The following is a 12,688-nucleotide window of genomic DNA, read 5'->3' on the forward strand; positions in this document are numbered from 1 at the left end:
ACGAAAGACAGGGGCGCAGCCCCGTCTTTCAGGGGCGCGGGGAACTGCGCGACCAGCCCCCACGCACCCGCACCCGACACACCACACTCCCGCTCCTAAAGACAGGGGGCCTGCCCCGCAGGCGCGGGCACGCCGGCGAGCGGGGCCGAAGGGGACTGGTCCGCCGCCGACATCGCCGGCGGCGCCGGGCGGCGGTCCGCGAGCGGTACCACCGCCGGGAGCCCCGCCGTCTCGCCGAGCACGAGTCGGCGTACCACCCTCTCCGCCGCGTGCCCGTCGTCGTACGGGCAGAAGCGGGCCCGGAACGCCGACCGGAGCTGCGTGGAGCGGGACCCGCGCCAGTGACCCGTCGCGAAGATGTCGATCAACTCGTCCTCGCTGCGCGCCACCGCACCCGGCGGGAACGCCCGCAGGTCGAAGTAGGTCCCGCGGGCCGCATCGTACGCGTCCCAGTCGTCCGCGTGGATCACGATCGGCCGGTCGAGGTTGGCGTAGTCGAACATCAGCGAGGAGTAGTCGGTGACCAGCGCGTCCGAGGCGAGGCACAGGGACTCGACGCTCGGATGGTCCGACACGTCGATCAGGCGGCCGGAGCTGCGGGCGAGCGGGGCCCCGTACGTGTGGTGTGCGCGGGTCAACAGGACGAAGCGCGGGCCGAGTTGGCGCAGGATCCGCTCCAGGTCGAGCGCGGTGCGCTGGGTGCGGCGGTAGTCGCGGTGCGTGGGCGCGTACAGGACGGCGACCGCGCCCTCGGGGATGCCGAGGCTCTCGCGCAGCCGGGCCACGTCGGCCGAACTCGCCCGCTGGAACACGTCGTTGCGCGGCTGGCCGTACTCCAGTGTCGTGTGGGCGGACGCGAAGACGCGCTCCCAGACGAGCGTGGAGTGGCGGTTGCCGGACAGGCAGTAGTCCCACTGGTCCGCGCCGCGCAGCACCTCGGCGAAGTCCGTGTCGCGGGCCGCCGCCGGGCGGTCCTGGAGGTCCAGGCCCATCTGCTTGAGCGGTGTGCCGTGCTGCGTCTGGACGAGGATCTGCCCCGGGCGCTTGACCAGTCGGGGGTCGAACTCGGCGTTGTTCACGAGGTACTTGGAGCGGGCGAGCGCCGTCCAGTACGCGGCGGTGCCCGGCGTCAGCCGACGGGTCGACGTCGGGATCGTGTGGTGGAACTCCGGGCGCGCGATCCACGCGGTGCGCACCTGAGGCGCGTACGTCCGGAACGCGTCCTCCAGCGCCCCCGGGTTGCAGCCGTGACCGCGCCCGCCGTGGCTGGCGAACACGGCCCGGTCGGCACGGACGGGCAACCGGAGCTGGACCTTGTAGTGCAGCCGGAGCGCGGCCGTCCGGACGGTCCGGGCCAGCGCCCCGGTGAGTCGCGCGGCTCGTCGCGTCAGCCGCGTCGCCGCCCACACCGCGCGGTACGCGCGGAGACTGCCCAGGCGTACCAGCGCGTGCCGCGGCCAGGTGTGGGGCGGGGCCTCGACTCCCTGTACGCGGTAACGGCCGTAGTGGGCACGGGCCTTGCGCAGGAACCGGGCACGGGAGCCGTGCGGCAGCCGGTCGCGCTTGAGGAACACGGCCGACAGATGCTCGACCATGCGGCCGAACAGGACCGGGCGCCACTGCGCCAGTTCGGGGTGCGCGTCGAGATGCGCGAAGACCCGTTCGTACTGGTCGAAAATGTCGAAGTGCCGGTCGCTGACCGTGCCGAGGATGTTCCCCTGGCGCCGTTGGCGGTAGTGGACGCAGACCTGGTCGAGGGTCGCGATCGTCTCGGCGGTCATCAGGACGGGGGCTGTCCAGGGGATGTTCTCGTAGTAGCCGGGCGGGAAGGCGAAGCTCTCCCCGGCGACGAACTCCCGGCGGTACGCCTTGTTCCACACGACCATGAGGAGCTTCAGCAGCCCCGGACGGTCGTCGAGGCGGAACGGCGCCGGGCCCTGCTCGGTGAGTTGGCCCGCCTCCGCGTCGCGTACCTGCTCGCCCGACCAGAAGGTGCGCGCGTAGTCGTAGACCAGGACGTCCGGGTCGCCGGTCTCCTCGATGCGGTCGGCGATGGCGCGCAGGGCGTCCGGGGTGAGGCTGTCGTCGCCGTCCAGGAAGACCAGGTAGTCGCCGGTCGCGTGCCGCATACCGGCGTTGCGGGCGCGGCCGAGGCCCACGTTCTCCTCAAGGTGGACGGCCCGTACGCGGGGGTCTCGGGCCGCGAACTCGTCGATGATCGTGCCGCAGGCATCCGGTGAGCAGTCGTCCACCGCGATCAACTCAAGGTCGGTGAAGGACTGTTCGAGGACCGATGCCATGCACTCGTGCAGATACGCCTGCACCTGGTACGCGGGGACAATGACACTGAACCGGGGCAAGGTACATCCTTGTGTCGGCGCGGGCATACGGCCCGGGAACGGCCAAAGGGGTGACCTGGTTACGCCGAATGCGGCATGTGGGGGACCCCGGGTGAACGCGAAAGGGGCGGACCGGTGTCGGCCCGCCCCTCGCGAGATGTACTCCAGGTGCCTCGACTCGCAGGCCCCCGACTCGGAGGCTCTCCGACTCGGAGGCTCTCCGACTCGGAGGCCCCGGACGCTACTTCACCGCTCCCGCCATCACCCCGGACACGAACTGCCGCTGGAACGCGAAGAACACGGCCAGCGGGATCACCATCGAGATGAACGCGCCGGGCGCCAGCGTCTCGATGTTGCCGGAGAACTGGCGGGTCTGCTGGGTCAGGGCGACTGTCAGCGGCCGTGAGTCGGAGTCCGAGAAGACCAGCGCCACCAGCATGTCGTTCCACACCCACAGGAACTGGAAGATGCCGAGCGACGCGATCGCGGGCGCGCCGAGCGGCAGGATCACGGTGGTGAACAGACGGGTCTCGCCCGCCCCGTCGAGCCGTGCCGCCTCCAGGAGTTCACGGGGGATCTCCGCGAAGAAGTTCCGCAGCAGGAAGATCGCGAACGGCAGGCCGAAGCCCACGTGGAACAGGACGACACCGATGATGGTGCCGAAGATCCCGAGATCGCCGAAGAGTTCGGACATCGGGATCAGGGCGATCTGCACCGGCACCACGAGCAGCGCCACCACGGCCAGGAACCACCAGTCGCGGCCCTTGAAGTCCATCCAGGCGAAGGCGTATCCGGCCATGGCCCCGATGACGATGACCAGCGCGGTGGCCGGCACGGTGATCCAGATCGTGTTGAGCAGGGAGTCGGTGATCTCCTCCTTGCCGAGCAGGGTCGAGTAACTCTCGGTGGTGAGCTGGGCCGGCTTGCTGAAGACCGTCCACCAGCCGGAGTCGGCGATGTCGGTCGGGTCCCGGAACGACGAGGCGAGCAGCCCCACCGTCGGCGTCACCCAGAGCAGTGCGACCACGATGAGGAAGACCCGCATCACACCGCCGGTCGCGCCGCTCGCCAGCCTGGAGACGAGCGACCGCTCGGGCGGACCGGCCGCTTCCGCGGTCTCCGGCGGGGCTTTCAGGGGTACGGAGGGTGCGGTCACCGTCGGCGCTCCCTTCGCAGTCGGCGGATGTTGACGATCATCACCGGCATGACGAGCAGCAGCAGGACCACACCGATCGCGCTGGCGAGGCCGAGGTCTCCGCCACCGCCTGTGTACGAGTTGTAGAGCTGCAGGGCCAGGACGTTGGCCTCGTCCTGGGTGGGCTGCGGGGCGATGATGTAGATCAGGTCGAAGATCTTCATCACGTTGATCATCAGCGTGATCAGTACGACGACGAGGACCGGCGCGAGCAGCGGAACGGTGACCCGGCGGAACACCTGCCACTCGTTGGCCCCGTCGACCCGGGCCGCCTCCAGGAGGTTGCGGTCCACTCCGGCGAGCCCCGCCGCGATGAGCACCATCGCGAAACCCGCCCACATCCACGCGTACGAACCGATGATGGCCGGCGTGATCAGGCTCGGGCCGAGCCAGTCGACGCCGTTGTAGGGCGCCGCGAAGTTCGAGGCGGGCAGGCGCAGTTGGGCACCGTCGGCGGAGGCCGGCAGCGTGAACGTACCGTCGTCGCCCGCCTTCGTGGAGGCCACGACCTTGCCGTCCTTGACCGCCTCGACCTTGATGCCGGGCAGAGCCTTCTCACCCGCGTCGATGGCGCCCTTCTCGCCGCCGCCACCCAGTTTGAAGTCCAGCCAGACCGTGCCGGACACCCCGTCGCCCGAGGCCTGGGCAGGCTCCGCGTCCCCCGGGTCGCCGGGCAGCTTGTTCGGGGCGATACCGACCAGCGGGAGCAGCACCGGAGTGCTCGCGCTCACCGTGCCCGTGGAGGTGAAGGAACCCCCGCCGGACGCCTTGAGATCGCTCTCGGTCGACGGGCGCGCCTTCGGATAGACCGACGACTCGGCGAAGGTGTCGTGCACGCCCACCACCACGGCGTTGGCCACGCCCTGGTCGGGGTCCGCCTCGTACACGAGCCGGAAGATGATGCCCGCGGCCAGCATGGAGATGGCCATCGGCATGAAGATGATGAGCTTGAACGCCGTTGCCCAGCGCACCCGTTCGGTCAGTACGGCGAAGATCAGGCCGAGCCCGGTGACCAGGGCGGGCGCCACCGCGACCCAGATCGCGGTGTTCTTGACCGCGGTGAACGTGGCGTCGTCCGTGAAGATGTCGCCGTAGTTGCCCAGCCCCACGAAGCCCGAACCGTCGGCGTCGTACAGACTGCGCCAGACCGAGTACCCGATCGGGTAGACCACGAGCGCGCCGAGCAGCACGAGCGCGGGCAGCAGGAACAGACCTGCCACCCACGGCCGGGTACCCATCACGCTCTTGCGTTTTCCGGCGGGGGGCACCGGACCAGCCGGGCCCCCCGCCGTCGCCACCTGCGACGACATGGGCTGCCGTCAGCCCTTGTACGCCTTGGCGGCGTCCGCTTCGAGCGCCTGCTGCGCGCCCGCGACGTCCGAGGGGGTCTTCAGGAAGTCCTGCAGCGCCTTCCACTCGCCCGCGCCCTGGGTACCGCCGAAGGCGGCCGGGGCCTGGTCGGACATGTCGAAGCGGAAGTCGTCGCCCGCGTCGAGCAGCGCCTTGGCGATGTCTCCGGCCACGTCGTCCTTGTAACTCTTCAGGTCCATCTCCTTGTTGGGGGAGATGATGCCGCCCTGCGCCGCCCAGAGCTCGGCCGCGTCGGTCGACGCGAGGAAGGTGATCAGGGCCTGCGAGGCCTTGTCGTCCTTCAGGATCACGGCCACGTCACCACCGCTGACCACCGGCGACTCGTCGCCGACCGCCGGGAACGGGAAGACCTTGGCGTCCGTGCCGATCTTCGCCTTCGTGTCGGCGTTGATGTTCGCCGCGACGAAGTCGCCCTCGTAGACCATCGCGGCCGGGGTGTCACCCGAGAAGGTGTTCGTCACCGACTTGGGGAACTCGGTGCGCAGTGCGCCGGCCTTGCCGCCCGCGATCAGGTCGTCCTTGCCCCACAGTTGGGCCAGCGTGGTCAGAGCCTCCTTGACGGAGGGGTCCGTCCATTTGATCTCGTGCTTCGCCAACTGGTCGTACTTCTCCGGTCCTGCCTGCGAGAGATAGACATTTTCGAACCAGTCGGTGAGGGTCCAGCCGTCCTGTCCGCCGATGGAGACCGCGGGCGAACCGGCGTCCGACAGCGTCTGCGCGGTCTGGACGAACTCGTCCCAGGTCTTGGGTTCCTCGGTGATCCCGGCCGCCTCGAACGCGGCCGTGTTGTACCAGACCAGGGACTTGTTGGCGGCCTTCGCGTAGACGCCGTACTGCTTGCCCTTGTAGGCGCCCAGGTCCTTCCAGCCGGCCGAGAAGTTCTTGTCGATCTGCGCCTGTGCCTCGGCGCCGAGGGGCTTGACCCAGCCCTTGTCGACGAACTGATGCAGCACACCGACCTGCGGCAGGAACGCCACGTTCGGCGGCTTGCCGCCCTGGATCTTCGTGCCCAGGAAGGTGGACGTGTTGTTGCCGGTCGGTACGAAGCTGACCTCCGCGCCCGTCCGCTTCTCGAACTCGTCCATGACCTTGGTGAAGTTGTCCTGCTCAGGGCCGGTCCAGACGGCCGCGACCTCCAGCTTCTGGCCGTCGAGCTTGGGGAGTTGAACACTGGCGGCGCTGCCGCTGGTCTCGCTTCCCCCGCCTCCTTCGTCGCCCTTGTCGTCGTCACCGCCGCACGCCGTGAGCGTGAGCGCCATCGCCCCCGCGACGACGGCGGCCGCGGTTCGTGCGGTCCGGCTCCTCTTGCGCGATGCGTTGTGAGACGTGTTGTGCGACGCGTGTATACGAAGAGTGTTGCTGCGCATGGCTTGCCCCGTTCTCCGTCGAACGTCCGAGCGTTGTCCGTGCGTTCTTGGTCTACGCCCGTGCGCTTGGAGGCGGCAAGAGCGCCTGCGCTGTCAAGACCGTGATCGTGACCGCGTCGTGACGTGGGGTCATGGGGGCGGAGCCCCGGGGGGACTCGGGGGCTCCGCCCCCGAACCCCCGCTCCTCAAACGCCGGAGGGGCTGACTACCAGCCTGTCCGGCGTTTGAGGACGAGCGCGTTCAGCGCGATGCGGGGGTCTGGGGGCGCAGCCCCCAGAAAGGGACGATGGGGGTCCCCCCGCTCGAGCGAAGCCGAGAGTGGGGGAGGGTAGGGGCGGCGGGGGCGAAGAAAAAACCAAACGCCGCCGGCGCTAAAGAAGCGACGGCACCTCCGTCGCCGACACGGACCGTGCGGCCCGCTCCAGCGCGCTCGCCAGCAGCGCCAGATCCGTCGGCCCATTGCCCAGCTCGCGCACGGGCCTGCGCGCGGGCGGATCACCCATCCGAGCCCACTCCAGCGGCACAACCGTGGGCCGCAGCGTCGCCGTACGAGGAATACGCCCCGTCACCCGGCCCGCCTGGAACGGCGTTGAACGACCGGCCGACACGCCGAGACGCCCCCGCCCCGGCGCGGGCTCCTCCGGCCCGGCCGTGGGCGCTTCGAGAACGACCCGCAGGCTCGCCCGCCGGGCCAGCTCCGTCTCGTCCGTCCGGGCCCCGCCCCCGGTCGCCGCGACCAGATGCACCCCGAGCCGCTCCCCGTCCCGCGCCACCGCTTCCAGCGCCCGCACGACCGAACCGGCCGCCGGCCGCCCGGGGGAACCCAGCGCGGGGGACAGCAGCGCGTCCAGGTCGTCGACGACCACGACGAGCCGGGGGAGCGGCGGGCCAGCCTCCGGCCGGGGCCGGGCCGCGGCGGGCCGCAGCCGAAGCGTGGAGGTGGAGGACGCGTCGAGGTCCCCGGCACCCGCACCGGCGGCGACCCCGCCCGCCGACCCAGCCGTACCAGCCGCGCCGACCGAACCAGCCGACCCGGCCCCGGCGGAGCGCTGCGCGACGACACGGCCCGACACCCCTTGCCGGTCGTGTCGGTCGTGCCGATCCTGCCGGTCGTTGCGGTCCTGCCCGGCGTGCCACTCGGCGAAGTCGAGCCGCCCGAGCAGCTCGGCCCGCCGCTTCAGCTCCGCGGACAGCGACTGGGCGAACTCCCGCATCCGTACGGGATCGTGGGCGCCCAGGTGCGTCGTGACATGGGGCAGGTCCGTGCACACCTGGAGCCCGTCCCCGCGCGTGGCCGCGCCACCGCCCGTACTGTCCCTGCCGTCGATGAGCACGATGCCGAGCCGGTCGGGCCGCTCCGCGGCGGCGAGCGAGGCGGCGACGGAGCGCAGCAGCTCCGTACGCCCGCTGCCCGAGGGGCCCTCGACCAGCAGATGCGGGCCCTCGTCCGAGAGGTTCACGCAGACGGGCCCACGAGGGCCGGCGCCGAGCACGGCCGTGGCCCGGCCGCCGAGCGCCTCCGTGTCGTCGGCCGCGTCCGCCCAGCGCGCCATCAGCGACGCCGGGGTGGCCCTCGCCAGCCCCAACTCGTCCAGCAGCCGGGCGGCTTGGGGCAGCGGCGCGGACACGCGCGTGTGCCGGTCACCGGCCACGCCGTCCGCGCGGAGCGGTGCCAGCGCCCGGGCGAACCGCTCCGCCCACGCCATGGACACGGCGTCCACCGCGGCGACCGTGCCGTGGCCGACCGGGCCGCCCTGTGGGGTGGCCGAGCCGCCGCCCGCCGGCTTGCCGTGCGCCACGCGCAGCAGCCGCAGCGCCGTCGCCACGTCACCGCTGAGCAGCGCGACGGCACCGCACTCCCGGAAGGCGGGCGAGGCCGCGCAGGCCGCCTCGTACGTGTCCGTCACCGGCGAGGCGGGCGACGCGGACGGTGTCTCGGCGAGACAGATGACATGGATGCCGGCCTGGGGCCCCTCGGCCGCGAGCCGTGACACGGCCTCCCGTACACCGGCCGACCCGGGGTCCCCGTCCACCACGACGACGGTGTGGGGGCCCTGCCACCCGGCCCGCGCCGGATCGTCGGACCGCGCCCAGGAGGGCCGCCTGGCCTGTCCTCGGGCGGCCGCGTCACTGGTCTGCGTACCGCTGCGGGGGAGCCCCAGGTGGGTGGTGTTGCTGTCGCGGGCGGTGGGGTGGGCGCGGGCGGGTGCCGGGCCGGAGGTCTGGTCGGTGGTCCGGGACCTGGAATCGGTGCGCTCACCGGCGAGGGCCGGGTCGTCGTCCGACGCGTGGCGTGGGCGGGCGCGGGTGGGGTCGTCGGGGGACGCCCCGGGGCGGTCGTTCGTGCCGCCGCCCTGGCCCCGCTCGGTGCCTGGCTCCCGCCGCTCGCCGGCGCCCGATCGGTTCAACGGCGAGAAGGCCCCGTTGTCGTCCGGTGAGCCCGCGCCGAGCCGAAACGCTCCACCGCCGGCAGCGGACGCCCGGCCCACCTCCGCCAGGTGGTCCTCAAGGCGGCGGACCAGCTCCTCCGTACGCGCCGTCGCCTGTTCGCGGTCGTAGGCCAGGAGGAGACGGCAGTCCTGGCCGTGGGTGGGACGGAGGTGGGGGAGCCAGCCGAGCCAGGACCACTCGGCGGTGCGCTCCTCCACGGAACGCGAGCGGTCGGTGCTGATCAGGGTGATTTCCAGGGTGTCGGGCGAGTGCAGCGCGGCGAGCTGGGCGACCACCGCGCGCGCGAGCCCCGACAGACGGCCGCGCGGCCCGGCCAGGCCCAGTGCGCCGACCTCCCGCAGGCCCGCCGTCACCGGCACCGAGGGCAGTGTGCCGGAGCCGTCGGGCGCGCTCCGGTCCGCCGTGCCGAGCCGCACCGTGAGCGTCTCCGGGTGTCCCGGGCCGCGCTCCCACAGCCGCGGTCCCGGTCCGAGCGCGGTCAGCAGCAGCGCGGCGTGATCGGGCCACCGCTCGGGCTCGGGCGCGCCCGCGGCCACCGGCTCGGCGGCCGGTGTCTCGTACGCCCCGTACGTCTCGTACGCGTCGTCGTCCTCCGCGTCCGGCTCGTCGCTCCGGCCGCCCGCCAGCCGGCGGGCCCACGCGGAGAGTCCGCCGCGCTTGCGCGCCTCGCGCGGCGCGGACGTCCCCCGGAGGGGAGTGCCTTTCCGCCCGCTCTCACCGGGGGCCGAGGTGTCCGGGCTGTCTTCGGGGACCGCTCCGGATGGCGCTCCGGAGTCGGTGCTCTCCATCCGCGGCGCCCCGCCCTGTCCGGGCACGACGGCCGGGCCCGCGGGCGTGTGCCCCTGGGCCCCGTGGGAGCGCCCGCCCTCGGCGGCACCCCAACCGGCGGTGCCGTACCCGTGATGCGTCTCGCCGGTGGGCGGTGCGACCCGGGAACGGGACGCCTCCGGAGCGCCCCCGTCACTCTGGTCGCCCTCCTCGCCCGCCTCGCGCGCGTGGGGCACTCTCGCGGCCTCGCCGGGCGCCGACTGCTTCTGTCCCGCACCGCCGACAGGGGCCGGCGGGGCTCCTCGCCCGGGTGTCTCCGGGGCCGTCACGACCCGGACACGGCCCTCGCCGTCCGGCGCTGTCTCCCGTACGACATCCGGTTCGCCCGCCGGGGTCAGGCGCAGTGCCGACTCGCCGACCCGCAGGAGGGACCCCGGCGCCAGTCGCACCGGGCGCTCGCTCACGCGTCGGCCGTCCAGTGTCGTGCCGTTCGTGGAGCCCAGGTCCGCGACCGAGACGTGGCCGTCCGCCGCGACCGTCACGGCGCAGTGGAGGCGGGAGACGTCCGGGTCGTCCAGGGGTACGTCGGCGTCGGCGGAGCGGCCGATGTCGATCCGGCCGCCGTGCAGGAAGTGGACCCCTCCGGCATCGGGTCCTGCGACCACGCGCAGCTGTGCCGCGGCGGGGTCGAGCTCGGGACCGGGCTCCGCGGGGGCGCCCAGGGACAGCACGGCGCCGTCCATGAGAGGTGGCTCACCCAGCGTGCAGCGCTGTGCGTCGAGCCGCTCCGCTCCCGCGAACAGCACCCCGGCGCCCTCGCCTCCGACCGCCGAGGCGAGGCCGGAGGCCACCGCCGCGAGCGCGGTCCCGGCGGGTGCTGTGACCAGCACGTCGCAGGACGCGGGGCGTCCCTCGGGGCGCGTCCCCAGCGGGTCTACGACGGTCAGCCGGATCTGCATCGCCGTCAGCGGTCCCTTCTGTCGCGGGCGCCCGCGCCGGGGCGCCCCGCGGTCCCCCACCGCAGATTCCCCCCACCGCACACGGGCACGTCGGCCAGTACGGGGAGCATCCTCCCACCTGCCACTGACAATGCGCCCGCGGTCCACCGGCAAGTGATCTTGATTGGTCGGCTCTGCCCGCAAAAGTGCCTGACCAATGCCTGGCCGATGTCCGCTTGAGATCGGTCACGTCAAGGTCAGGCAACCAAACCACCCAAAGCGAGCGTCTTTTCATCGAACACATACCGGCACGCCCTGCGTAATGCATGGGCGGACGGAGTGAGGGAAACCGCAGCAGGACGACAGCCCGGTGCCAGGTTCGGCGGCACTACAGTGGGGCGGAACCACCCGTATCACGGTGGACGGATCAGTCAGGCAAGCAGCAGGGAGCGCATGACGTGCGGCCGGTAGGGAGCAAGTACCTCCTTGAGGAGCCGCTTGGACGCGGCGCCACAGGCACCGTCTGGCGCGCCCGCCAGCGGGAGACAGCGGGGGCCGAGGCGGCTGTGCCCGGTCAGCCGGGCGAGACGGTGGCGATCAAGGTCCTCAAGGAGGAGCTCGCCAACGACGCGGACATCGTGATGCGGTTCATGCGGGAGCGCTCCGTGCTGCTCCGTCTGACCCACCCGAACATCGTTCGCGTACGGGACCTCGTCGTCGAGGGCGATCTGCTGGCGCTGGTCATGGACCTGATCGAAGGTCCCGACCTCCATCACTACCTGCGCCAGAACGGGCCGCTGTCGCCGGTCGCCGCCGCGCTCCTCACCGCCCAGGTCGCCGACGCGCTCGCCGCCAGCCACGCCGACGGTGTCGTGCACCGCGACCTCAAGCCCGCGAACGTCCTGCTCGACCAGGCCGGCGGCCAGATGCACCCGATGCTGACGGACTTCGGCATCGCCCGCCTCGCCGACTCCCCGGGTCTGACGCGCACCCACGAGTTCGTCGGCACGCCCGCGTACATCGCGCCCGAGTCGGCCGAAGGCCGCCCGCAGACCTCCGCCGTCGACATCTACGGCGCCGGAATCATGCTGTACGAGCTGGTCACCGGCCGTCCGCCGTTCGGCGGCGGGTCCGCTCTGGAGGTCCTTCACCAGCATCTGAGCGCCGAGCCGCGCCGGCCCTCCACGGTCCCCGACCCGCTGTGGACCGTCATCGAGCGCTGCCTGCGCAAGAACCCCGACGAGCGGCCCAGCGCCGAGAACCTCGCCCGCGGCCTCCGTACGGTCGCCGACGGCATCGGCGTGCACGCGAACTCCGCGCAGATCTCCGCAGCCGAGGCCGTGGGCGTCATGCTCGCCCCGGACCCGGCGCCCGCCGCCGTACCGGGCGTGCCCGGCGCCGCCGACCCCACGCAGGTGCTCCAGCAGGGCGCCGGATCGTACGACCCGAACGGCGCGACCAGCGTCCTGCCGCACACCGGCGCCGCCGACCCCACCGCCGTACTGCCCCATCGCGGCGCGGCCGACCCGACGGCCGTGATGCCGCCGGTGCCGCCGAACCAGCCCGGGGCGGGCGGCGGCCCGGAGGAACCGCACCCCTGGCAGAACCAGCTGCGCGCGGCCCGCGACCGCAACGAACCGACGCAGGTGCAGTCGTACATCGACCCGAACGAGGACCCGCTGCGGCGGCGTCCGCAGCGACAGGTCGCGCGGCCCCAGCAGCAGCCACCGCCGCCGCCGAGGCAGCAGCAGCCTCAGCAGCGCAGGCAGCAGCGGCCGCCCCAGAACCAGCCGCAGTACGGCTATCCGCAGGGACAGCAGCCCCAGCAGCCGCAGGGGTACGCCCCCCAGGGACAGCCTCAGCAGCGGCATGCTCCGCCCCAGCAGCCCCAGCAGCCTCAGCAGCCCGCGCCGCGGCCGCCGCGCGAGCCCCGGCAGCGCAGCGCCAACCCGATGAAGATCCCCGGGCTCGGCTGCCTCAAGGGATGCCTGTTCACCATCGTCATCCTGTTCCTGGCCGCGTGGGCGATCTGGGAGTTCAGCCCGCTCCAGAGCTGGATCGGGACGACCGAGAGCTTCTGGGACCAGCTGACGGACATGTTCGACACGGTCGCCGGGTGGGTCGAGGACCTGGGCGGCGGATCCGGTAAGTAAGTCTTTTCAGGAGGCTGTAAGCCTTTTCCGGTCTTTCCTGCTCTTTCCTCGGATTGCCCCTTGAAATCCCCAGAACTGCGGTGCGGTTCTGGGGATTTGTCGACAC

6 protein-coding genes are annotated in these 12,688 nt (G+C 72.3%); 1 reads left to right on the forward strand and 5 read right to left on the reverse strand.

Features of this window, described 5'->3' with window-relative positions:
- Positions 1-95: 95 nt before the first annotated feature.
- The 5 genes from OHA11_RS28900 to OHA11_RS28920 form a co-directional block, all read right to left on the reverse strand.
- Entirely contained in the window at positions 96-2,360 is a 2,265-nt protein-coding gene (locus tag OHA11_RS28900) for a bifunctional glycosyltransferase family 2 protein/CDP-glycerol:glycerophosphate glycerophosphotransferase (protein ID WP_266501321.1), read from the reverse strand.
- A gap of 220 nt (positions 2,361-2,580) precedes the next feature.
- Complete coding sequence (locus OHA11_RS28905) at positions 2,581-3,384, reverse strand: carbohydrate ABC transporter permease (protein WP_266507531.1); 804 nt, start codon at positions 3,382-3,384, stop codon at positions 2,581-2,583.
- A gap of 107 nt (positions 3,385-3,491) precedes the next feature.
- A complete protein-coding gene (locus OHA11_RS28910) occupies positions 3,492-4,772 on the reverse strand; it encodes a sugar ABC transporter permease (RefSeq protein WP_323186687.1) in 1,281 nt (426 codons plus the stop codon).
- An 81-nt stretch (positions 4,773-4,853) separates the two neighbouring features.
- Entirely contained in the window at positions 4,854-6,272 is a 1,419-nt protein-coding gene (locus OHA11_RS28915) for an ABC transporter substrate-binding protein (protein WP_266501325.1), read from the reverse strand.
- Positions 6,273-6,643: 371 nt separating this feature from the next.
- Entirely contained in the window at positions 6,644-10,450 is a 3,807-nt protein-coding gene (locus tag OHA11_RS28920) for an FHA domain-containing protein (protein ID WP_266501326.1), read from the reverse strand.
- A gap of 437 nt (positions 10,451-10,887) precedes the next feature.
- Here OHA11_RS28920 and OHA11_RS28925 point away from each other — a divergent pair, with 437 nt between their 5' ends.
- Entirely contained in the window at positions 10,888-12,582 is a 1,695-nt protein-coding gene (locus OHA11_RS28925) for a serine/threonine-protein kinase (RefSeq protein ID WP_266501329.1), read from the forward strand.
- Positions 12,583-12,688 lie beyond the last annotated feature (106 nt).

This window comes from Streptomyces sp. NBC_00878 (assembly GCF_026341515.1).
In the GTDB taxonomy this organism is placed as follows: Bacteria; Actinomycetota; Actinomycetes; order Streptomycetales; family Streptomycetaceae; genus Streptomyces.